At 37.4% G+C, this 24,846-nt stretch carries 19 protein-coding genes; 14 read left to right on the top strand and 5 right to left on the bottom strand.

What is annotated here, in order from left to right; genetic code table 11:
- Positions 1-4: 4 nt before the first annotated feature.
- The 5 genes from FA047_RS20990 to FA047_RS05630 all read left to right on the top strand — a co-directional run bounded on the left by FA047_RS20990 (position 5) and on the right by FA047_RS05630 (position 6,727).
- Entirely contained in the window at positions 5-136 is a 132-nt protein-coding gene (locus tag FA047_RS20990) for a hypothetical protein (protein ID WP_262709969.1), read from the top strand.
- 83 nt (positions 137-219) lie between these two features.
- Positions 220-2,388 carry an alpha-galactosidase gene (locus FA047_RS05645; RefSeq protein WP_136834980.1) on the top strand — a complete coding sequence of 723 codons (2,169 nt, stop codon included), beginning with the start codon at positions 220-222 and terminating at the stop codon, positions 2,386-2,388.
- 81 nt (positions 2,389-2,469) lie between these two features.
- Positions 2,470-4,449, top strand: a complete 1,980-nt coding sequence (locus tag FA047_RS05640; protein ID WP_136834979.1) for a sialate O-acetylesterase — start codon at positions 2,470-2,472, stop codon at positions 4,447-4,449.
- 54 nt (positions 4,450-4,503) lie between these two features.
- Positions 4,504-5,001 (top strand): gluconate 2-dehydrogenase subunit 3 family protein, encoded by a 498-nt coding sequence (locus tag FA047_RS05635; protein WP_136834978.1) that lies wholly within the window; start codon positions 4,504-4,506, stop codon positions 4,999-5,001.
- A 10-nt stretch (positions 5,002-5,011) separates the two neighbouring features.
- Positions 5,012-6,727, top strand: a complete 1,716-nt coding sequence (locus FA047_RS05630; RefSeq protein WP_136834977.1) for a GMC oxidoreductase — start codon at positions 5,012-5,014, stop codon at positions 6,725-6,727.
- Here FA047_RS05630 and FA047_RS05625 read toward each other — a convergent pair.
- Both FA047_RS05625 and FA047_RS05620 read right to left on the bottom strand, forming a co-directional pair.
- Entirely contained in the window at positions 6,722-7,750 is a 1,029-nt protein-coding gene (locus FA047_RS05625; RefSeq protein ID WP_136834976.1) for a phosphotransferase enzyme family protein, read from the bottom strand. The genes FA047_RS05630 and FA047_RS05625 overlap by 6 nt on opposite strands.
- A 79-nt stretch (positions 7,751-7,829) precedes the next feature.
- The gene (locus FA047_RS05620; RefSeq protein ID WP_169304320.1) at positions 7,830-8,849 is read right to left on the bottom strand and encodes a LacI family DNA-binding transcriptional regulator; all 1,020 of its coding nucleotides are present in this window, start codon (positions 8,847-8,849) and stop codon (positions 7,830-7,832) included.
- 447 nt (positions 8,850-9,296) lie between these two features.
- On the opposite strand from FA047_RS05620, the gene FA047_RS05615 reads away from it, so the two are divergent.
- On the top strand, positions 9,297-10,649 hold the full coding sequence (locus FA047_RS05615) for a Gfo/Idh/MocA family protein (RefSeq protein ID WP_136834975.1): 1,353 nt from the start codon (positions 9,297-9,299) through the stop codon (positions 10,647-10,649).
- A gap of 462 nt (positions 10,650-11,111) precedes the next feature.
- Positions 11,112-11,447, top strand: a complete 336-nt coding sequence (locus FA047_RS05610; RefSeq protein ID WP_136834974.1) for a helix-turn-helix domain-containing protein — start codon at positions 11,112-11,114, stop codon at positions 11,445-11,447.
- Positions 11,448-11,464: 17 nt separating this feature from the next.
- On the opposite strand, the gene FA047_RS05605 is transcribed toward FA047_RS05610, so the two are convergent.
- From FA047_RS05605 to FA047_RS05595, 3 genes are all read right to left on the bottom strand, one after another.
- On the bottom strand, positions 11,465-12,115 hold the full coding sequence (locus FA047_RS05605; RefSeq protein ID WP_136834973.1) for a beta/alpha barrel domain-containing protein: 651 nt from the start codon (positions 12,113-12,115) through the stop codon (positions 11,465-11,467).
- A 9-nt stretch (positions 12,116-12,124) separates the two neighbouring features.
- Positions 12,125-13,120: a sugar kinase gene (locus tag FA047_RS05600; RefSeq protein ID WP_136834972.1), complete on the bottom strand. Its 996-nt coding sequence runs from the start codon at positions 13,118-13,120 to the stop codon at positions 12,125-12,127.
- Positions 13,121-13,210: 90 nt separating this feature from the next.
- Positions 13,211-14,248, bottom strand: coding sequence for a LacI family DNA-binding transcriptional regulator (locus FA047_RS05595; RefSeq protein WP_136834971.1), 1,038 nt, complete (start codon positions 14,246-14,248; stop codon positions 13,211-13,213).
- Between the two features lie 104 nt (positions 14,249-14,352).
- Between FA047_RS05595 and FA047_RS05590 the strand changes: the two genes are divergently transcribed.
- The 7 genes from FA047_RS05590 to FA047_RS05560 all read left to right on the top strand — a co-directional run bounded on the left by FA047_RS05590 (position 14,353) and on the right by FA047_RS05560 (position 24,818).
- Positions 14,353-15,030, top strand: a complete 678-nt coding sequence (locus FA047_RS05590) for a hypothetical protein (RefSeq protein ID WP_136834970.1) — start codon at positions 14,353-14,355, stop codon at positions 15,028-15,030.
- Positions 15,031-15,063: 33 nt separating this feature from the next.
- Positions 15,064-16,902: a hypothetical protein gene (locus tag FA047_RS05585; protein WP_136834969.1), complete on the top strand. Its 1,839-nt coding sequence runs from the start codon at positions 15,064-15,066 to the stop codon at positions 16,900-16,902.
- Positions 16,889-18,220: a hypothetical protein gene (locus tag FA047_RS05580; protein WP_136834968.1), complete on the top strand. Its 1,332-nt coding sequence runs from the start codon at positions 16,889-16,891 to the stop codon at positions 18,218-18,220. Before FA047_RS05585 ends, FA047_RS05580 begins: the two co-directional genes overlap by 14 nt.
- 94 nt (positions 18,221-18,314) lie before the next feature.
- Positions 18,315-18,914, top strand: a complete 600-nt coding sequence (locus FA047_RS05575) for a TetR/AcrR family transcriptional regulator (protein ID WP_136834967.1) — start codon at positions 18,315-18,317, stop codon at positions 18,912-18,914.
- A 165-nt stretch (positions 18,915-19,079) separates the two neighbouring features.
- Positions 19,080-20,213 (top strand): efflux RND transporter periplasmic adaptor subunit, encoded by a 1,134-nt coding sequence (locus FA047_RS05570; RefSeq protein ID WP_136834966.1) that lies wholly within the window; start codon positions 19,080-19,082, stop codon positions 20,211-20,213.
- Positions 20,214-20,224: 11 nt separating this feature from the next.
- On the top strand, positions 20,225-23,419 hold the full coding sequence (locus tag FA047_RS05565; RefSeq protein WP_136834965.1) for an efflux RND transporter permease subunit: 3,195 nt from the start codon (positions 20,225-20,227) through the stop codon (positions 23,417-23,419).
- The gene (locus FA047_RS05560) at positions 23,379-24,818 is read left to right on the top strand and encodes a TolC family protein (protein ID WP_317130908.1); all 1,440 of its coding nucleotides are present in this window, start codon (positions 23,379-23,381) and stop codon (positions 24,816-24,818) included. Before FA047_RS05565 ends, FA047_RS05560 begins: the two co-directional genes overlap by 41 nt.
- Positions 24,819-24,846 lie beyond the last annotated feature (28 nt).

Here is a 24,846-nt window from a genome sequence, read left to right as displayed (position 1 = left end):
TGGTATGATACTTTTTGATGGTGATCTTAAAAATGGTAAACATGAGCTGACTCTAAGCATCAGCAATCAGAAAAATAGCAAGAGTAAGGGCAATGCCTGCAGGATTGTTCATTTTTTGGTCAATGGCACCAATTAGGCCTAACTGGTGTTCATTTCGTGGTTTATCCTTTTATTTTATATTTTTAATACAGCGTAGTGCAGGCTCAAATTAATCACCCAATGAACAAAAATCTATTTATCTTTTTGATGCTGCTGTTTTCGGTAGGCATTTATTTAAACGCCCATGGACAGGTCAGGCAACACGTTGTTATCGGAACAAAAAATGTGAATCTTATTTTTTCTGTTGGCAAAGATGGCAAACTGTACCAGACTTATCTTGGTGAAAAGTTAGCAAATTCAGGAGATACAGCACTGCTTAGACCTTCAAGACATGAGGCTTATGTTGGAGCAGGAACAAGCAACTTATTTGAACCGGCCATAAAGGTGCTGCACGCCGACGGAAACCCATCCATAGATTTGAGGTTCAGCGAACTGACATCAGATAAAGGGGATAGTAAGACTACTACTACAAACATCACTCTAAAAGACCCTAAATATCCAATATCTATTGTACTTCATGTGCAGTCTTTTTATGAGGATGATGTCATAAAGACCTGGACTGAGATTAAGCACAACGAGAAGAAGCCGGTAGTGTTATACAATTTTGCGTCTTCCATGCTTCATTTCGATGCCGACAAATATTGGCTTACTCAATTTCATGGAGACTGGGCAGAAGAGGCTAAAATGCAGGAAAGCCAGTTGACAAGTGGAATCAAAATTATAGATAGCAAATTGGGTACACGTGCGAATATGTACCAGTCGCCATTTTTCTTTTTATCATTGAATAAGCTTGCTGATGAAAATACAGGAGAACTCATAGCGGGGACACTTGCCTGGACAGGAAATTTTAAGTTCCTGTTTGAGCTGGATGAACGTAATTCATTAAGGATAATTTCCGGGATGAATCCATTTGCGTCGGAATATAAACTGGAGCCAGAAAAGTCATTTACCACCCCTGAATTTATTTTTACTTACAGCAACAAGGGTAAGGGACAGGCAAGTCGTAATTTCCATTCCTGGGGCAGAAATTATGGGATATTGGATGGCAATAAGCCAAGACTGACTCTATTGAACAACTGGGAGGCTACCTACTTTGATTTTAATCAGCAAAAGCTGGGAAACCTGTTTGACGATGCAAAGAAACTGGGGGTGGATCTTTTTCTGTTAGATGATGGATGGTTTGGCAATAAATATCCAAGAAATAATGACAACGCCGGGTTGGGAGACTGGCAGGAAAATAAGCTAAAATTACCTGATGGAATTAGTTCCCTTGTCAAGGATGCTGAAAGTAAGGGCGTAAAATTCGGCATCTGGCTGGAGCCGGAAATGGTAAATCCGAAAAGCGAACTTTATGAGAAACATCCCGATTGGATATTAAAACTCCCAAATAAAGATGAGAATTATTACAGAAACCAGCTTGTTCTGGATTTAATCAATCCTAAAGTTCAGGATTTTGTTTATGACCTAGTTGACGGCATGTTGACTAAAAGTCCTGGTATCGCTTATATCAAATGGGATTGTAATCGAATGATGACGAATGCTTATTCGCCGTATTTAAAGGATAATCAGTCTGCAATGTATATTGAATACACCAAAAGCTTATATAAAGTGCTGGAACGTATCAGAAAGAAATATCCTTCATTGCCAATGATGCTTTGTTCTGGCGGTGGTGGCAGGACGGATTATGGAGCTTTAAAGTACTTTAATGAGTTTTGGCCGAGTGATGATACAGATGGTTTTGAAAGAGTTTATATCCAATGGGGATACTCTAATTTCTTTCCTTCACTTGCGTTGACCAGCCATGTGACATCATGGGGTAAACAATCCATAAAATTTAGAACGGACGTCGCAATGATGGGGAAATTAGGTTTTGACATTGACTTGAACCATTTGAAAGAGGAAGAACGGAATTTTTTTACAGAGGCTGTGAAAAATTATAAACGTTTGGAGGAATTGATTACGAAGGGAGAGATGTATCGCCTGGTGTCTCCTTATGAACAAAATAGAGCAGTATTAATGTATGTAGATCATGCTAAGTCTAAAGCACTGTTATTTGCTTATAATCTACATGTGCGCTATGGTGAGGATTTTAACAAGGTTAAATTGCAGGGATTAGATGCACAGAAGCAATACAAAGTTGTTGAGACAAACATGTACAATGGTGCTAAGTCATCATCTCAGGACAACGATAAGACCTATTCCGGAGATTATTTAAAGAAGATAGGACTAAGTGTGTCTACACAGACGGCTTTGACCAGCGCTATATTTGAAGTTACGGTGGTGAACTAAAAGAGCGTTGATACTGATGAATATTTCATAGGCCAGACCGGAGATGGGTATATAATTAAGATAAACTTCAATAAGATTGAAATGAAAAGATATGTTTATTTAGTAATCCTGCTGATCTCAGCGGGTTTTGCTGCAAATGCAAAAGTAACATTACCAAGTATCCTTACTGACAATATGGTGTTACAGCAGAAAGAGAAAGTTAATCTTTGGGGGAAAGCTGCACCAAATACAAAGCTCACGATTACAACATCCTGGGATAACCAGAAATACAGTCTGCAAACAGGCAATGAAGGTAATTTTGAAGGCACGGTCAATACCCCGTCTTATGGCGGTCCATATAGCATTTCATTTGATGATGGTGAGGTTCTCACCTTAAAAAATGTACTTATCGGAGAGGTTTGGATCTGTTCGGGACAATCTAATATGCAGTTTGCGATGCGAGAGATAGGCAACCAGGCAGAACAGGAGATTAATGCTGCAAATTTTCCAAATATCAGGGTGTTGAGGTTGAGTATGGCAGCGAGTAATGTACCAATGACTGAGCCAAAGCTTGATGGCGGAGGCTGGGCAGTATGCAGTCCTCAAAGTATACGTGATTTTTCAGCTGTAGGCTATTTTTTTGGACGTGACTTGAATCAGAAATTAAATGTTCCGATAGGTCTGATCGAAAGTAGTTGGGGAGGTACCATATCAGAAGCATGGACCAGTGGAAATACCCTTAAGAAATTCTCCGAATTTCAGCAGGTGGTAAAGCAGATGCAAAGCGATAACCGCACACCTGACCAGATACTTTCGGATTATACACAAGCTCAAAAGGATTGGTTTACGAAAGTTCAAAGTGCAGATGCAGGCTTTTACGATAATAAAGCGGTTTGGGCAGCCAGCGATTTTAACGATGTAAACTGGAAGAATATAGAACTTCCCGGCTTTTGGGAGTTGTCTGTATTACCTTCGTTTGATGGAGTGGTGTGGATGCGAAAGAAAATAAACATTGGTTCAGATTTTTCTCCTAATGATGTTGTTATTCATCTCGAGCAGATTGATGACAATGATATTGTATGGTTTAATGGTGTGGAAGTAGGGCGAACAGAGGGTTGGAATACCAATAGAACCTACAAGATACCGGCTAAGTTGATTAAAAACGGAGAAAATGTAATTACTATAAGAGCATTTGATACCGGAGGAAATGGCGGTGTTCATGGAAATGCCGGTGGTCTAAAGCTTGTAAATTCATCAGATTCAATTATACAATTAGGAGGGACATGGAAGTACAGAACAGCAGTTAATTTCGCTGAATTACCTACTCCTCAGTTACAAAACGGTCCAAATAGACCTACTGTGTTGTACAATGCGATGATAAATCCTTTAACAAAAGTTAAACTTAAAGGGGTTATCTGGTATCAGGGGGAAAGCAACGCAAGCCGGGCAGATCAATATCGCACCATTTTTCCAGCATTGATTAAGGATTGGAGAACACAGTTCAATAACCCAGATCTTTACTTTTTATATGTTCAGCTTGCTAATTTTATGCAGAGAAAAAATGCTCCTGGCGATTCGGAATGGGCTGAATTGAGAGATGCGCAGCTACAGACACTTAAGGTTCCCAATACTGGAATGGCATTGGCCATCGATATAGGGGAAGCAGGTGATATCCACCCTAAAAATAAATTGGATGTCGGAAAGAGATTGGCGCTGGCTGCACTGGCAAAAGCCTATGGACAAGCTTCGATTGCCTATTCAGGGCCAATCTATAAGAGCTTCGTAAAGACTGGAAAAGAAATTGTCATCAGCTTTGATCATGTCAATGAGGGTTTAAAGACGAGAGATGGCTCACCGGTTAAGGGATTTACCATTGCAGGAAAAGACCAGAAATTTAGAAATGCAACTGCCGTAATTAAGGGCAATCAGGTTGTGGTGAGTGCTGCAGAAATAAGCGAACCGGTAGCGCTGAGGTATGCTTGGGCAGATAATCCTGATTGTAATTTAGTTAATGGTGCTGGATTGCCTGCTTCACCGTTTCGTACGGATAACTGGAAGGGAATAACGTTTGGTAAGAAATAGTAATTAAATATTTTGGTGAATAAAATCAATATATTTACAATGCAACATTAAATAATGGAAAGACGTTTAGCTATAAAGCAAGTACTGATCTTAGCTGGGGGAATGATGGTATTACCATCTTGTTTAAGAGAATCAGGAAAAGCTTCGATCGAATTAAAGAACCTGGATATAGATTTAGATCAGGAAAATATTCTGGCAGAAATCACAGAAATGATTATTCCGAAGACGGATACACCCGGTGCAAAAGATCTTAAACTTCATCTCTTTGTTTTGAAGATGGTAGATGATTGCTATGAAAAAAAAGACCAGCAGATATTCAGCAAGGGGTTGGAATATGTTTGTAAATTGGAAGAGGGGGAACGCAAGCAATTTGTCATTGACGCAAATGCAAAAAAAGAGCAATTAAATGGAGATGCCTATAACTTCTTTAATATGGTGAAAGACCGTACAATTGGCGGTTATATGAATTCCAAGTATGTGATGAGTAATCTGGTGATCTGGGAACTGGTACCTGGAAGATATAATGGTTATTTTCCTGTTAAAAATATCTAAGTAAAAAATCATGTCGAATCTTAATATTGATGCAGTAAAGAAGAACACTTACGATGCAATTGTAATTGGTTCAGGAATTAGTGGTGGCTGGGCAGCTAAGGAGTTTACTGAGAAAGGATTGAAAACGCTTGTTCTGGAAAGAGGAAGGGATGTAAAACATATTGTTGATTATCCCACAACTAATAAATATCCTTATGAATTTGAGCATAGAGGAGAGGTTACTCTAGCTATAAAAAAGGAAAATCCAGTGATAAGCAAATGCTATGCATTTAAAGAAGATGCAATGCACTTTTTTGTTAAAGATAATGAACATCCTTATGTTCAGGAAAAGCCATTTGACTGGATACGTGGGTACCAGGTGGGTGGTAAATCTATTATGTGGGCGAGGCAGACTCAACGTTGGAGTGACCTGGATTTTGAAGGGCCATTAAGAGATGATTTTGCGGTCGACTGGCCGATCAGGTATAAGGATATTGCACCGTGGTATAGCTATGTAGAGAAATTTGCAGGAATATCAGGTAACAGTGATGGCTTGCCGGAATTACCGGACGGCGAATTTCTTCCGGGGTTTCCTTTGAATGCAGTTGAAGATTATTTTAAAAAATCCCTGAAAGATAAATATGGCAACAGGCATGTGATCAGTGCCAGATGTGCCCACTTGTCGCAGCCTAAGCAGATTCATTTTGACCAGGGTAGGGTTAAGTGTCAGAACAGGAATTTATGTCAACGGGGCTGCCCGTTTGGAGGATACTTCAGTAGTAATGCTTCTACCTTACCCTGGGCAGCAAAGACTGGGAATTTGACTCTTCGTCCGTTTTCCGTAGTTGAATCTGTCATCTACGATGATAAATTGGGAAAGGCAACTGGTGTGAGGGTAATAGATACAAACACTAAGGAAGTTACTGAGTATTTTGCCAAAGTTATTTTTGTAAATGCAGCGGCAATTAATACCAATCTGATCCTGTTGAATTCTAAATCTTCACGTTTTCCAAATGGATTGGGGAATGACAGTGGTGTACTCGGTAAATATGTAGCGTTTCACAATTATAGTGCGCGTATAAATGCTGAGTATAATGGATTGAAAGAATTTACTACAGATGGAAGGAACCCTGGCGGTGGCGGGTATATTCCGCGATTCAGAAATCTCTTAAAACAGGAGACTAACTTTAAGAGGGGATATGCAGCAGGTTTTGGAGCCTATAGAACTGCTGATACTGATACTTCCGGGATTGGTGCAGATCTGAAGTCACAGCTATTAACGAAAAAGCCGGGCCCCTGGAAAGTGGGTTCGCATATGATGGGTGAAACTATTCCTAAGGAAAGCAATTATGTGAGTCTTGATGCTGATAAAAAAGATCCATGGGGCATTCCGCAACTAAAAATTGCGATTGACTATGATGACAATGATGCCAAGATGAAGAAAGATTACATTGAGCAGTTGTCGGAAATGTTTACAGAGGCAGGTTTTAAAAATATTGAGGTAAATGATGCTTCACAGGCTCCGGGTCTTGATATCCATGAAATGGGAGGTGTTAGAATGGGACATGACCCTAAGACATCAATGCTGAATAAATGGCATCAGCTTCATGCATGTAAAAATGTTTTTATAACTGACGGGGCTTGCATGACTTCCACTTCAACACAAAATCCATCGTTAACCTATATGGCATTTGCTGCCAGAGCGGTAGATTATGCTGTAAATGAAATGAAAAAAGGAGAGCTATAGCTCTCCTTCCATTTTTTTATATTCTTTTAGCAGGGCGATCTGGTTTTTAGCCCTGTTAAGATTATGGCCTTCATATTTAGCGCCATAATAAGTGTCATTTTGTAGATAGTCGGCTAAGAATCTGATAGCCTGCATATAAATTATGAATTTACCTGCATAAGTAAAGTACTGTTTTTCAGTTTCCGATAGCACATCTTTCATTTCTTCCATATAGCCGTCATAAATAGCCTGGAAAAATTCTTTTCTGATGCTGATCTTTGAAAGGTCGGTTTCCTCTTCACTTGCTACAGCAAGATATGTTCTCATCATATCTCCCACATCACTGATGAAATAACCTGGCATAACAGTATCCAGATCTATTACGCATAAACCGTTATTCTTCTCATCAAAAAGCACATTGTTTATTTTTGTATCGTGATGAATTACTCTCAGAGGAATCTCTTTATTTTCTACAATTTTACAATAAGTATCAACGATACTTTTGTTTTCATTGATAAATTCAATGCTCTCTTTAGCAAGTTCCAATCGATCTGCCGAAGCATTTTTGCAGGCTTCTACAAATTGCTCAAACCTTAATTTGAGATTGTGGAAATTGGGTATGGTGATATTTAGCTGCTCAGCATCAAATTCTGCAAGAATTTTAGAGAATTTTCCAAATTGCTTTGCAGCCTCGTAGGCCTCTGACTTATTGGTAAGTGAATTGTGAGAGGTAGAACCCTCAACAAAAGGAAATAGTCTGTAATAGCCGAAGTCTGTATCTAACAGAGACTCTCCACTCAATGTATTTACAGGTGATACAAATAAGTAATTCGGGTATTTGATATTCAAATACTCTTTAATTAGAGAGATATTTTCATCAATATCTGTAGGTGTTTTAAAAACGTCGTTATTTACTTTTTGTAAAATATAATTTTGGGTATCAGTACTTACTTTCCAGGTATGGTTAATTAAGCCGTCTCCAAATAGCTTAACAGTAGTTTTATCTGAACTCAAACCATACAATGGCAAAATATTTTCGAACATGCGCTTACTAAAATTTGTTTATCTAACGTAAACGTAATGAATTCCATATTTAAACCATCGTGCAAACGATTGCGCAAAATTATTTTGAATGACTGATTACAAGTTCAGATTCAACAACGATGTTGAAATATGCCTGTTCAGCACCTGATTCATTTTTAGGTTTATTTATAAGGTCTATAAGAATGTCGGCGGCCTTTTTACCTTGTTTATACGGAAATTGCTCTACAGAAGCAATTGGGGTGTAATCCATGTAATTTATGATAGGAAGATTTGCATAACTAACGAAATCTATACCCTTCAGATCTAGTGAGCGTGTATATCTGATTGCGAAAAGTGCAACATAGTCATTGAAGGTTACTATCGCTGTAGGTTTTCTTCGGTGATTGAGCATGGTATCCATTACTTCTATGGTGCCAGCTTCAGAAAGATCACAACTTACAATTAAAGAAGGGTCAAATTTTAACCTGTTTGACATCATTGCTTTGATGTAACCTTCTTTTCTTTCATGGCTTGCTACCAAAGTATTTGGACCGTTGATCATACCGATGGTACGATGGCCTTTTTTTAAGAGAAAGTTAACAGCTTCGTATGTGCCGGTTTCAAGATTGGAAGCGACATAATGTATGTCTTTGATAGGGGGGATTCGATCAAAGAATACAACGGGGATATTCAGTTTCTTAAATATTTCAAAATGCTCGTATGTACTTGTGGTCTTTGATACCGAAACAAGGAGACCATCTACACGTTGCGTTTTCATTTTTTCTACCAAAAGCTTTTCTCGCTCTGCATCATCATGTGATTGTGCCAGCAAGACTGTGTAATTTCTTTTATAAGCAATGTCCTCGATCCCGCTTATCGCAGTGGAGAAAAAGGATTCAGACAGTTCGGGTAAGATCACACCAATGATAAGTGATTTACCATGGAGAAACTGTATCGCTTTTTGATTAGGTTCATAATTGAGCTCTGATGCGAGTTTTTTAACCCTCATTTTTGTAGTTAACCCAATACTTGAATGATCATTTAATGCTCTGGATACAGTTGAAACTGATATCTTAAGTATTTTAGCAATTTCCTTTATTGTTGTTGGTTTGTCAGACATTATGCTCAAATATTATAATAAACTTTGAATAACCTTACAATTTTAACAAAATTCTATTTTTTTATTGTTTAATAATCAATATACGTATAAAACTGCGCAAACGTTTGTTTGTACGTCAAATACATCTGAGTTTAAAAGTAACGGATTTTTCAGTATAAAGTTTGCATTAAATAATTGTAATTGTATCGACCAATTTATAGTTGCCAGGTTATCAGGATTTTTTTTATGTCACTTCTATCGTATACATTATTAGAAAGTTACGATGTATTCAAATTATATAATAAAAAGATAGAGGCGAAAAAATATCAAACGTTTGCGTGTTTTTTTTTGATTTTTGTGCAATCAGTTACTCATATAGTATATACCTTGTGGTAAATTATTGTTGTTTATAACAAGAAATGATGATAATTTAACTAACCAGAACATATAAAGTGTACTAAAATAATTATGAACAGAAGAGAATTTGTTAGAAACTCAGGTTTAACTGCTGCCGCCGTTACAATTTTGCCGGAAAATCCATTATTTGCGGGTACAACTGCTGATAAGGTAAAAATTGCAATGATTGGTGTAGGATTACGTGGACAAAACCACTTAAATCTGTTGTTGAAAAGAAATGATGTAGAACTGGTAGCTATTTGTGATGTAGAGCCAAGAATGCTGGACAGCGCCAAAGCTATGATCGCCAAAAGTGGTAAGCCAATGCCGAAAATTTTCACCGGTGATGATTATGCCTGGAAAAAAATGGTTGAGCTTAAAGGTTTACAGTCTGTATTAATTTCTACTCCATGGGAATGGCATAAAGAAATGATCATTAAATCCATTGAATCGGGCATCAAATACGTAGCGACCGAAGTGATGTTAGGTATTACATTGCAAGATCACTGGGACGTTGTTCAGGCAGCTGAAAAGCATGATGCGCATGTGATGATGCTAGAAAATGTTTGCTATAGAAGAGACGTTTTAGCTGCTTTGAATATGGTTAGACAAGGTCTGTTCGGTGAAATCCTACACCTTCAGGGTGGATATCAGCATGACCTTAGAGAAGTTAAGTTTAATGACGGTGTTAAACCATATGGTGGCGGTGTTGAATTTAATGAGAAAGGTTTTTCTGAGGCTAAATGGAGGACTAACCACTCAGTACATCGTAATGGTGATTTGTATCCAACTCACGGAATTGGTCCCGTAGCTAACTGTATTGACATCAACAGGGGAAATAGATTTCTTAAATTAAATTCATTCGCTACAAAATCAAGAGGTTTGCATAACTATATTGTAGAGAAAGGCGGTGCAAGTCACCCTAACGCTAAGGTAAACTTCCGTCTTGGAGATATAGTGACTACTACGATTGACTGCGCTAACGGAGAAACAATTATTTTACAGCATGACACCAATTTACCAAGACCTTATTCATTAGGATTTAGGGTTCAGGGTACTAAAGGATTGTGGATGGATGTCAATAAAAGTATCTATGTAGAAGGTGTTAGTAAGCCACACCAGTGGGATGCCGCTAAAGAATGGTTGGATAAATATGATCATCCACTTTGGAAAAAATACGGCAGCGAGGCTGAAGGTGCGGGTCATGGTGGTATGGATTTCTTTGTAATTCATGCGTTCATTGAATCTGTAAAGCGTAATCTGCCTACACCGATGGATGTATATGATGCGGCTGCCTGGAGCGCGATCACGCCATTGAGTGAACAGTCTATAGAAATGGGTAACGAGACGATAGATTTCCCAGATTTCACAAGTGGAAAGTGGATGCACAGAAAGCCGGTATTCGCGCTTAATGATGATTATTAGTAAATATTTATTTTGATATATATTAGCCTCTCCCTTAAGGAGGGGCTTTTTAATTTACAATATTTCCAAATTGTATTTTGTTAATATTAACTTAACATTGAAAACGCATCTTTGTACATGTTTTTAACAGCACTAGCCCTTACATTTTTATTATTTGCTATAATAGCGGCATTTAAAATGGACTCACCTTTAAAAGGAATATTGTTTATTATTACACTAGCAGCAGTAGCGGGTGTACTTTATTTATTCATTTTATTTCCAGGGTATTCCGGATTGGCAGTTTCATTGATATTAGCTGCTTTTATCTTCAGACAGAATAAGAGATAATACAAACCTTTTCTATTTTTAGAATTGAGTTTATAAATTATTTCAAAAAAGTATACTAATAATACAATATTTTATTTAATAATTCTTAAATTTATTTCAATCAAAATAGGGAGGATATATTAAATACTATTGGTTATGAAAACACTAGGGGAGAAATTTAGGATTTTACGCCAGAAACGTGGAGTAAATCAAAAAGCGATGGCTGATTTATTGGAGATTTCAATTCCGGCATATTCAAAATTAGAAACGAGCATTACAGATCCAAATTTCAGCAGGATTAATCAGATTGCCGAAGTTCACAATTTAACTTTAAGGGAATTACTGGATGTTGGTGAAGAAGGAGTTAATGAGCAAACGCAACTAATTGATCAATTAAAGGAAAAAGTTAGTGATTTAGAAAATACCGTTATTAAGTTGCAAACTAAGCTTATTGAACTGTATGATAAAGAAGATCAGCGTAATAAAAAATAATGAATTAGTAGACAGGATTAATTACGCCTGTCTACTAATTTAATAAGTGACCTGCAATTTTCCGTTAGCCATTCGTATCCTGAAACTCCATCAGGTTTAAGGAAAAGTTTTGATCCGAAACCAAGAGCTGTAACTCCCGCACTCAACCATTGGTCAATATTCTCTTTGTTTACATCAACCCCACCGGTTGGCATAAATTTTAATTTCGGGAAAAGTGGTTTAATTGCTTTTAGAAATCCCGGACCTAATGTGTCTCCAGGAAAAAGCTTTACTAATGAAGCACCCAACTCTTCTGCGAAGTTAATTTCAGTCGGCGTCATACAGCCGGGAATCCATAATGTATTGTTAGATGATGCCAGTCTGGCAATATCTTCTTTTACAATTGGACTAACCAGGAAATCTGCTCCAAGATCCAGGTATGCTTGCGCTTGCTGAAGGGTTTTTATCGTACCGATCCCTAGTTGAAGATCCTTAAAATGTTCATTTCTATATTCAAGTAGCGCTTTAAAGTTATCGGGTGCATGCTCTCCTCTGTTGGTAAATTCAAATGCCCTGATTCCGCCATCGTAACAAGCTTTAACTACTGCTTTGCATGTTTCTGGATTTTCGTGATAATAAACGGGGATGACCGGGTATTGTTCGATGTGCGATAGTGTATTGTTTTTCATTGTTTGCTGTTAAATTGAGCCATTTCCAAAATCTCCTTTTACAAAGAGTTTTTGATATCCGGCATTAGTTGCTTTATTGATAATTTCTTGTCCATCATTTGTATGGATCAGCGCATAAATCAATCCTGCCATGAAAGCATCACCGCTTCCAATCCGGTCTACTACTTCATATGTTTCCCTTACATCGGATATGAAATGTTCGGTTCTGGTATGGTAGGTACCATAGAACAGGTTATGCTTAGCGTGATCCATAAATCTAAAAGTATTGGCTAAATGGGAACATTGTGGGAATTTTTCAAAGACCTCGCTCGCTGATGCTTTGGCATGTTCAAAATATTTTTCAGTGCTTGTATTTCTATCCAGACTGGAGTCAACTGCCGTGCCCAACATTTTGTTTGCAGCCCATATATTACCCATGATGACATCACAGTATTGAACAAGTTCAGGCATTATTTCAATCGGCTGTTTGCCGTAATCCCATAAACGGTTTCTGTAATTCAGGTCTACGGAAATTTTTAATCCTTTCTTTTTGGCTGCAATAAGTGCCTCCTTGCAAATACTAGCCATTGTCTCATTAAGAGCAGGGGTAAGGGCTGTAAAATGAAACCAGGTATGTCCTTCCATTAAGCAATCCCAATCAATACTCTGTGGAACAAGCGTACTGAACGATGAAAATTTTCGGTCGTATACTACTTCTCCACTAGTTAATCCATTAGCGGAAAGTAGAAAGTATAGGCCTAGTCTGTTCCCTTGAAACAAGGTTTTTGACGTATCTGCCCCTAAATCTGATAACGTTTGCAGTGCATTGGCTGCTAAAGCATTTTCTGGAGCGGCAGTAAGATAAGAACAGGGAATATTCCACTGAGAAAGAGAGGCTGTTACATTAGCTTCCGAGCCACCTGGAAATAGCGATACTGTATGGTTTTTAGAAATGAACTGTTCTTCGGCAGAACTGAACCTGAGTAAAAGTTCGCCAAACACCAGTATATTCTCTTGTTTCTGCATATTTAAATGAATATCAATATGCAATAATACAGGTTTAACTGATTAAATCCATCTGCTAAAGCAGATATATGCACGCAATCGTTTTCGAATTTATTTCCTTGCTCTTGTAGAAGCCCTCACCTGAATTGTGGTGTCTAAAAGTATGGTTTCGTATTCCGGTTCCTGGCTTTTCTTTTCAATCAGTGATATTAGTTTTGAGGCAGCCAATTGACCGATTTCAAAAGCAGGTTGATGGACAGTAGTTAAAGGAGGATTAAAAGCATCGGCAAGATCCGTATTGGTGAAACCAATCAGGGCTATATCTTCTGGTATTTTATATCCCAGCTTATTTAGCAGGGCAAGGCATCGGGTACTGATTTGGTCGGTACTGGTCAATATAGCATCCGGACGTTTCTTAAGTGACATATAGTATTTGATAGACTCTTCGAGGTCGGCATTTAATTTTTTAGTATCGGTATAATCGCAAGACCGAAGAAAGTCTGCTCTATATGGTAATTTATATTCTTCCAGTGCCTGCTTATATCCATTAAGACGTTCTGTGGCAATATTTAGAATGGTGTTGGTATTCAAGTGAGCTATACTTTTATAACCGTTCTTAATGAGGTGTACAGTAGCGTCGTAAGCACCTTTAAAATTATCAGCACCAACTTTGTGTGTTTCTATTTCGTCACTTAGTCTGTCAAATAGTACAACAGGTAGTCCAGAGTCCTGCAAGGACTGCAGGTAACTGAAGTCGACGGTTTCACATGCCGGAGAAATGAGTATTCCATCCACACCACCTGCATATAGCAATTCTATACATGCCCTTTCCTGTTTTTGCGACTCTTTGCTTTGCATGATGATGATCTGGTAAGATTTATCGGTACTTGCACTGTCAATACCATCCAGCATCTGTGCAGCAAAGTTATTTTCCAGCGAGCAAACAACCACACCTATCGATCTGCTTTTACCTTCCTTAAGTCCCTTGGCCATACGATTTGGTAAATAATGATGCTTTTGCGCATAATCCAATACCAACTTTTTAGTGTCTGTACTGATTTCATGGCTGTCGTTTAATGATTTAGAGATCGTAGAAATAGATAAATTGAGCGCTTTGGCAATGTCTTTTAAAGTGACGCTGTTGTTCATACTGTTTTACCTTGTGTGCAGGGGCTAAATTGCAATTTATAAACTGAATAAAGTAAAGTTAATCATATATTTGGCCATCCTCTTTTAAAAAGACTTTAATATCAATGCTCCAAAAAAAATACAAACTGTTTCTTTTAATATTTATTTTGCCATTTCTATCTTCATGTTTTCAAATCATTGAAGAAATCAACCTCACTAAATCAGGTTCAGGCAGGGTAAGTCTTACCTTAAATATGAGTGCGAGTAAGTCGAAGGTAGCTTCTATCATGTTAATGGATAGTATACAAGGATACAAAGTTCCCGACCGTCAGACCATTCAAATAGAAATGAATGAGGCTGTTGAGTATTTGAGAAACTCACCAGGTATCAGTAAGGTAGAAAAGAAAGTTGATTTTGAAAATTACATTGTTAGTCTGAGCTTTGATTTTAAAAATATTACAAATATTAATAACCTAACCAGTAAAATTCTTAAGAAATTGAAAATCAATGCAATAAGCAATTCATCTTATTCATACAATGCTAGGACTATGACCTTTCAACGCAGTTATCGACATTCTAAAGAAGCTGTGGTTCAGTACAATAAACTTAAAACCGAGGTAAAAAATATCTTTAAAGAAGCAACTTATACCAGTATTTACCGCTTTGAAGAATTGATAACAAATAGTAACAATCCCTTGGCTAAACTATCTAAAACTAAAAAAGCTGTGATGATTAATGCAGGGATGCTCGGTTTGATTAATGGGAAAACCGATATCTCAAACAAGATTGTACTGGCGAAATAGAGGTTTACCTTTTTAAATTAACAACTCAATATCATGAAAAATCTGTACAAATGCTTTTATGCATTACTACTGACAACGACTGGACTAACGGGCTTTGCCCAGGATTTATCTTCTAAAATTCCTGCTGATGCCCTTGCTGTAGCTACCATAAAGGGTAAGAATCTAACGGAGCTGATGTCTCTGAAAGAGTTCAATACTACTTTTATTGGCAAAAAGGTATTGTCAACGCTAAATAAAATAGATCCTTCTTTAAATAATTTAGAGGATTTAGGTTTTAATCTATCCGCTAACTTTTATTACTATAATCGAAGTAATGATAGTGTGACTTATAATTGCTTTCTCGCTCCCATAAAAAATGCCAAACAAATTGATGCATTGTATGCCGGAGACCATAAAAAATTTGATTCCAAAAATGGACTTAGGACATTTTACAATGCTGACTCTACAGAAATAGCATATTGGAACAATGAGATGTTTCTTTTTGCAATAGGCGGTGCAAAACAAAGTTACTTTTCCCGTCAAGATGTAATGGAAAGATTTGGTTTGACGTCTTTAAATCTGGAAGTCGATTCAAGTGCAGTTACGGTTGTTTCTGATACAACCTACATAGACACTGCCATAGATACCGTTACGGTTGAAGAGGAAGTAGAAGAAGCAGATACTGTGGAAATAGATCTGGCAGGTGACAGTTATATTAATGAAAGCCATAAAAATATCCAGAAGCAAAAAGCGATAGTTGCTGTATGGGTGGACCATATGCTTGGAGATATATTCTCGGGGAAAACTACTGGTTCTATACTAAGTAATAAGGATTACATAGCAAGTTTGGATAACAATGCAGAAGCAAGTATTTGGCTTTCTGGTGCAGATAAGTTGATGAATAGCTATATGCCTGATATGTATAGTTTTAAGGGGATTAATTTTCTGAATGGTTATGGTGCGGTCAATGCGAAACTTTATCTGGAAAAGCAAGCTATAAAGCTTAGCACTTCCATTACTTTTAACGACGCTTATGCCGATGTTTTTAAAAAGGTTTATAAACGTAGGGTGAATAAAAACTTCTTAAAGTACATGAATGAAGATAAAATGATAGGCTATATGGCTTATGCGATGGATACCAAGGCTTATCTTCAGGAATACCCTAAATTGATTTCCAATATTTATGGCTCGTTCTATGCAGATGAGATAGGGATGGCTACAGATCTTTTTTCGTTGCTGCTTGATGAAGAAGCTATTAGTAAAGTTGTAAAAGGTGATGGGATATTTATATTTAATGGGCTGTCTCAGAAGGAAGTTACTTTCAAGTCTTATGATTATAACGAAGATAATTTTGAAACCAAAGAAGTAGCCAAAACTAAAAAAGAAACACTTCCTGATTTTCTGTTTATGTTGTCTACAGAAGATACAAGGCTGTTAGATAAATTAATCGCTTACGGCACTAAAAAACAAATGATACAGCAAAAGTCTGGTTATTTTGAACTTGCGATACCTAAAACACCACTGACACTTTTTGTCGCTGTCAAAAATGGGATTTTATTTTTGGGAACTGATGAGACGGAATTTAAAAGTATTACGGGAGATACTTTTGTAGGGAACATCAGCAGTAAACACAAAAAACTGATGATTGGCGCTAATTATTCTGCTTACTTTAATGCAAAAAAGATGGCTGGAAAAATTCCTGCAGGAGAAATGGGAAGTTCCAAAGAAATACAAAAGGTAAATGGAATATTAACTTCGATCGGAGATATCTATTTGAAATCACATCCTATTAAAGGCAATACCTTATCAGGTGAAATTAGTATGAATGTTCCAACAAACCATCAAAATTCTCTGAGGTATCTGTTCTCTATTATTGAAGATGTACAAAAATAAATTTATAAGAATAACACTGATACTAGCAGTAGTGATCATAGTGCTACTGGTATCAGTGTTTGGATATTTGAAATATCGTCAATATATCTCTTATAAACTGGGAGTCCATAAAAACGCTGCATTGATTTTTCGAATCAACGCAGACCAGATCTATACGAAACTGTTTAACGATTATCTAAGTAATTCAGCATATTATAAAAATCACAATAAATACCTTGATCTCAACACCGGACTAAAGATTCCAGCTAATGTGTTTATCTATAATATATCGGATAAATCATTTGATACATTTTTCTGTTTGATGCCGGTTGCAAACCTCGAGAATCTTAAATTCTTTTTAAAAAACAAGTTAAAGGTTAATGCTATAGCGGGGCAGGAGCCAGGATTCAATTTTGCTACATCATCAGATAACAAAATAACGGTAGCATATAATGATCAACGAGTTGCTATAGCATATTCATTTAAGAAGGAAGCAGTTGTCCAGGTACTGATCCAAATGTTAAAGGGAGAGCATATCCTTCAATTTGATGACAGAAGATTATCCGGACTTAGAGTAAGTAAAGCTGATGTTGCTTATACCTGTGCTCAATATGAGGGAATCGGTAATTTTGATGACGGTAAAATTACCTTCGATGGAGATTTTAGTTCCAAGTATTTAAAGTCAAATCATGGTTCTTTATCTCGTAGAAAATTTAGCAGATCCGCGCCATTGAAAATGTGGTTAAACATTGATCTGTCCAGATTACCTTTTGATAAGATTCAATTTAAGAACGCGAAATTGAACATGGATAGTTTAATTAAATATAAAATTGGATATGCAGATTTAGAAGTTGACGGACACATTAAACAACTGGACACGGTAATTACTTACGATTATAATGAAGATTTTGAAAAAGTAGAGAACGCAACCACAAAAGAAGTTTTTGTTCCTAACGTGGTATTTTCTCTAAGTTCTGATGCTCCGCCTTTAGCGAAACATTTGAATCGCGAGCATATCATAGGCGATAATGGAACGTTTAATAAAACGCTGTTTCCTTTGTATGATATATATAGGTTTGCAGAAACTGATGAGTTCAAGTTGAGCACAAGTAAAGAAGTAATTTCTTCTACGGAAAGAGAGGAAACTCCATATTTTTTTGGACTTGAAATGAACTTTGGTTTTTTTTCCGGTAAAAGTAGTTCTCTGTCTTTAAAAAAGATAGGAGCTCTAAAATCACTTACAATCTTTGCAAAGGAAAAAAATAATGATGCGAACCGTTTTGAGGCAATTTTACAATTTAAACAAAGTAATATTAACGGACTTATTCAATTGTTTTAAATTCATTTGACAAATAGATGATACGCAATTCTAAAACTGTTTATACATTTGCTTAACGGTGTTAAATTATTTACACCCTCGTCATAATTGTATTATGGGAAGTAAAGAGAGAATAGCAAGACTAAAAGATGAAACCAGGCTAAATATTTTAGATGCTGCTTTGGACATTGTAAAAGATGAAGGATGGCAGTCTCTCAGCATGAGGAAAATAGCTGATAAAATTGAATATACAGCACCTATTATCTATGAGTATTTTGCTAATAAAGAGGGTATTTTACTTGAACTGACGAGAAGAGGGTACATTATTCTTGCAGGTGAGGTGAGAGCAGCTAAACAATTATACGAATCTCCGGCAGATCAACTTGAAGCGATGTGGATAGCTTATTGGAATTTTGCTTTCAAGTATAAAGAACTTTATAGGTTGATGTATGGGGTAGATATGAATTGCTGTGAGCTTAAAAAGTCTATGCCTGAAGCAGAACTGGCCGATGATCTTATATATGAAGTAATTGAAAAGATCATGACAGTTGATAATCCTCCAGAAGACTTGGTTTGTCGAAAATTTTATACTTTCTGGTCTATCATACATGGATTGATTTCAATCAATCTGGTGAATAAAGGGAGAAATGAAGAAATGAATCAACGTATTCTGAAAGATGCAATAAAGGGTATCATTAAATACATAAACGACTAACTAATAGATATAGGTTCTATGAGCCTTTTTTTTTGAATTAATACTTAACACTGTTAAATGACTTTAATGTCGTTATCAGCTCCATCTTTTTAATAAATATATAATATGAAAAATCCGCCAAACTATTTACAATTACTTAACACTGTTAAACAATCTAATAACGTTATGAAAACATCAATACTTGTTTTAGCAATATTTTTATATGGGTGTTCTGGACAGACCGAAACACCCCCGCCAGCCGTAATACAGGCCTTGCCTGTTGCGGAAGTCACTAAATCATCCGAAACTACTTTTACCGAATATCCAGCATCAATAGAAGGTACAGTAGATCTGGAAATACGTCCCCAGATTTCCGGTGCTTTGGATAAAATTTTCATAAATGAAGGTGCTCTTGTACAAAAAGGGCAACCTTTATTTAAAATTAATGAGCTCCCGTTTAAACAAGCGCTGAACAATGCAAAAGCATCTCTTTTGTCAGCAAAGGCTTCTCTTCTTAATGCACAACTGGAAGTGGAAAAACTAACCCCGCTTGTAGCCAATAAAGTAGTATCAGATTTTCAGCTAAAAAGTGCAAAAGCTAGTTATGAATCCGCTTTAGCAAATGTAGAACAAGCTAGGGCGGGCGTGGGAATTGCGGAAATTAATTTAGGTTATACACTTATTAAAGCGCCTGTAAGCGGTTATGTTGGGAGACTTCCCAAAAAACAAGGAAGCCTTGTAAGTCCTTCTGATCCAAATCCACTTACCTTACTATCTGATGCACATGAAGTTCATGTTTACTTTTCATTGGGAGAAGATGACTTTATTACTTTTAACTCACGATACCAGGGTAAAACCATTACAGAAAAAGCAAATAAAATTCCTGTGGTATCTCTCATACTTTCTGACCAGACAATCTATACTCAACAAGGTAAAATTGATATGGTTGATGGACAGTTTGATAAACAAACTGGTTCTATATCACTAAGAGCGACATTTCCAAACGGACAAGGCATTCTAAGATCGGGTAATACCGGAAAAATCCGTATCGGAGAAACACATAATGATGCCTTTTTAATCCCACAATCAGCTACTGTCGAGATGCAGGACAAAGTCTTTGTATTCGCTGTGGCAGACAGCAATAAAGTCAAAAAGTTGCCAATTACAATTGTTGCAAAAAGCGGAAACAATTATCTGGTACGAGAAGGTATAAAGAATGGTGATCAGATAGTACTGAGTGGTATCGACCGTCTGCAGGAAGGTCAGGAGATCAAGCCTGAAAAAACAACACAAAAAGTGGCACAATTAATAAATAAATAAAATTCGCAACGATGTTTAAAATTTTCATACAAAGGCCGGTATTAGCTACAGTGATTTCCATTCTTCTGGTGATCCTGGGGATACTTGGTCTAACTAAATTACCCCTGCAGCAGTTTCCCGATATCGCACCACCGTCGGTACTGGTTACAGCCGTTTATCCAGGTGCCAATGCGGAGACTGTTTTACGCTCTGTGGCACCTTCAATTGAAGAATCGATTAATGGAGTGGAAAACATGAGCTACATGAGTTCCACAGCTAGTAATGATGGCTCATTGGCCATTACAGTTTATTTTAAATTAGGCACAGATCCAGATCAAGCTGCTGTAAATGTTCAAAATCGTGTAGCTCAGGCGACCAGTCAGCTTCCTGCGGAAGTTGTACAGCAGGGTGTAATAACGGCAAAGCAACAGAATAGTTTCATTATGGCAATTGGTATGTTTACTGAGGACGAAAGTAAATATGATCAAACCTTTGTAGCTAACTATGCCCAGATCAATATTATTCCTGAGATAAAACGTATCCCTGGAGTTGGTGCAGCAAGTATATTTGGTGGGGTAAAAGACTATTCAATGAGAGTTTGGCTAAATCCAACTCAAATGGCTACCTATCGTGTGACACCTAATGATGTCATGAGGGCTATACAAGATAAAAGTCTTGAAGCAGCTCCCGGACGCTTTGGCGAAAAAAGCAATGAAGTATTTGAATATGTAATCAAATACAAAGGTAAACTAAACAAACCAGAAGAATATGAAAACATAGCTATTCGTGCCAATACAGATGGAACAATACTTCGCCTTAAGGACGTGGCAAGAATAGAATTTGGAGCTTATTCTTATTCCAGTCTTACACGCCTTAACGGTAAAAAAGGAGTAGTTATCGGTGTGATACAGTTAGCTGGATCCAATTCAAACGAGATTCAGATTGCCATTAACAAGCTGATGGAAAAATATGCTAAAGATTTTCCTAATGGTATAAAGCATAATATATTCTACAGTACAAAAGTTGCTCTTGACCAGTCAATAGATCAGGTAAAGCATACACTGATAGAGGCATTCATCCTTGTATTTATCGTAGTATTTATTTTCCTTCAGGATTTTCGTTCTACATTGATTCCCGCTATTGCCGTTCCGGTCGCAATATTGGGAACATTCTTCTTCATGCAATTATTTGGTTTCTCTATTAACCTACTGACTTTATTTGCTCTGGTCCTTGCGATCGGTATTGTAGTAGATGACGCAATTGTAGTGGTTGAAGCAGTACATGCAAAGATCGAACATAAAAAGCTCTCTCCAAAAGCAGCTACCACTGAGGCCATGCACGAAATTACCGGGGCAATTATTTCTATAACTTTGGTGATGGCAGCAGTATTCTTGCCCGTAGGTTTCATGGAGGGATCTACAGGTGTGTTTTACAGGCAATTTGCATTTACTATGGCAATTGCAATTGTAATATCCGCTGTAAACGCATTGACATTAAGTCCGGCACTCGCCGCATTATTTCTGAAAGATGGTCATAAGTTAGGTGGAACTGCAGATGCACCAGTGAGGAAAGGATTCAGTCAGAAATTCTTTGCTGGTTTTAATAGCAGTTTCGCAGCCATAACCAACAGGTACGTAGGTGGGTTGAAATTTTTAATCCGTAATAAATGGATTAGTATGGGAGGTCTTGTTATAGTCACGCTGGTGACCATATGGATGGTGAAAACAACACCATCTGGATTTATCCCTACAGAAGATCAGGGCTTCATTGCTATCGCTGTGAATACACCTTCAGGCACATCCCTGGAAGGCACGTCAAAGGTGATGACTCAGGCTGAAAATGCATTGCACGAACTTGATGCTTCAAGATTTGTAACTGCGATTTCCGGATTTAACTTATTGACAAATTCAACGAGTCCTTCATCCGCAGTATGCTTTGTGTTGCTTAAACCAACCGATGAACGTGGTAAAGTTAAGGATATTAATGCCATCATGGATCTTGTACGGGCTAAACTTGGCAGTATTACGGGTGGTAGTTTCTTTGTTTTTAGCTTTCCAACTGTACCTGGTTTCAGTAATGTAGAGGCATTAGATCTGGTTTTACAAGATAAAACTGGCGGAAAATTGGATAAGTTTAGCAGTGTAGCTAATGGGTTTATAGGAGAGTTGATGAAACGGAAAGAAATTGCTGTAGCGTTTACTACGTTTAAAGCTGATTATCCTCAATTACAGCTCGAAATAAATGATGAAAAGGCAGATCAGCTTGGTGTAAGTGTAAAAGACATTCTGCAAACGATGCAAACCTATTTTGGTAGCGCACAAGCTTCAGACTTCAATCGTTTTGGTAAATATTACAGAGTAATCGTTCAGGCGGATGTAGCCGATAGGGCAGACCCTACATCAATAGATAAGGTATACGTAAAAAATAGCTCTGGTGAAATGGTGCCCGTCAATACTTTGGTTAAATTGAACAGGATATATGGCTCAGAAACAGCTTCACGTTACAACTTATTTAATTCTATCCAGGTAAATGCAATACCTAAGCCGGGCTTTAGTTCTGGTGATGCTATTAAAGCTATACAAGAAGTAGCATCGCAGCAATTGCCTTCTGGCTATGCTTATGAATTTTCAGGACAAACAAGGGAAGAAATATCTTCAGGCGGGCAGTCAACCATTATATTTATGTTGTGTTTGGTATTTATCTATTTCTTACTCGCAGCACAATATGAAAGCTACATACTTCCTCTTGCGGTAATTCTGTCTATTCCAACAGGCATTTTTGGAGTCTTTGTCGCTATTGGTCTTACTGGTATAGAAAATAATATCTATGTACAAGTTGCACTAATAATGCTTATTGGTTTACTTGCGAAAAATGCGATTTTGATCGTAGAATTTGCAGCACAGAGAAGAAGAGCTGGTCAACCATTGGTTGCAGCAGCTCTTGAAGCCGCCAAACTAAGACTTCGTCCAATCATTATGACTTCACTGGCATTTGTGGTCGGCCTGTTCCCAATGAGTATTGCAACAGGTCCTTCAGCTCAAGGTAATCATTCTATTAGTATTGGTGCAGCAGGAGGGATGTTGTCTGGAGTAGTTATCGGACTATTTATTATCCCAGTATTATTTGTTGTTTTTCAATATCTACAGGAGCGGATTAGCCCCAAAACAAAAACCCCCATTGCTCACAATGAAAATCACGTTAAAGAACTTATTCATGAAATCGCATAATCATTTATATAAATTTCTACTGATCACCTTAATATTTGCAGGGTGTAGAATGTCAAAAGATATTATAAAACCTGTTGATGCTACTCCGGTTGCGTACAGAGGGCTTGCAAGGATAACTGACACGGTCAGTATAGCCTCAATACCCGTTAAGGATTTTATAGCTGATCCAGAAGTAAAGAAACTCATAGATACAGCAATTGCCAGAAACTATGACCTACAACTGGCCTTGAAAAACATTGAGGCATCAGATTTATTATTCAGGCAATCCAAATTAGGAAACCTGCCGATTGTTAACCTCCAGATTGCAGCAAATTCAAACCGACCATCCAATAACAGCTTAAATAGTTTGACTTCAAGTCAGTTTCTGAGTACAAAACATGTAGAAGACTTCAACGCTAATGTAGGCTTAAGCTGGGAGGCAGATATATGGGGTAAGATCAGAAACCAAAAAGAGGCTGCATTAGCTGGTTATCTTCAAACTGTAGAGGCAAAAAAAGCAGTGCAGACCAGGTTAATTGCCAATGTTGCGCAAGGCTATTATCAATTGCTGATGATGGATGCACAATTGTCTATAGCCAAAAAAAATCTGGCTTTGAATGATAGTACATTAAGGATGATTCATATACAATTTGATGCAGGTCAGGTTACTTCATTAGCAATACAGCAAGCAGAAGCACAACAATTGGTCGCCGCACAACTTATTCCCCAATTGGAACAAAATATAGCAATACAAGAGAATGCCCTGAAAATTCTTATTGGCCATTTGCCCGGGTCTGTAATACGTTTGTCCAGCCTTGAGTCAACAAAAGTACCGAATTACCTCTCAGCCGGTCTGCCATCTGCTATGGTAAGCAGAAGACCGGATGTAAGGAGTGCAGAGTTGTCATTAAATATTGCCAATGCCAAAGTCGGAATTAGTAAAGCAAATATGTATCCTTCGTTAAGTATTACAGCAAGCGGAGGACTTAATTCGTTCAAAGCCAGTAACTGGTTTAATGTGCCGGCGTCATTGTTTGGAATGGTAGCCGGAGGGATTAGTCAGCCTGTTTTCCAAAGAAAAGAGTTAAAGACCCAATATGAAATTGCAAAAATAGATAGAGAGAGGACTGTAATTGAGTTTAGACAATCAGTGCTCAATGCTGTTGGAGAAGTATCAGATGAACTGGTAAAGCTTGAAAAACTAAAAGTTCAGTATGATATATCACAAAAGCGAGTTATCACTTTACAACAAGCTGTAAAGAATGCAAATCTGTTATTTAAGAATGGGATGGCGAGCTATCTTGAAGTAATAACTGCACAAAGCAATTCACTACAGAGCGAATTAGAGCTGGCAGCTATTAAGACGGCCAGACTAAGTGCCTCAGTGGAACTTTATCGTTCACTAGGTGGAGGTATTTAATAATATGTAAATATAAAGAAGGATGACT

It is taken from the genome of Pedobacter frigoris, assembly GCF_005116445.1.
Taxonomy (GTDB): Bacteria; Bacteroidota; Bacteroidia; order Sphingobacteriales; family Sphingobacteriaceae; genus Pedobacter; species Pedobacter frigoris.
This window is presented reverse-complemented; position numbering and strand designations above follow the sequence as displayed.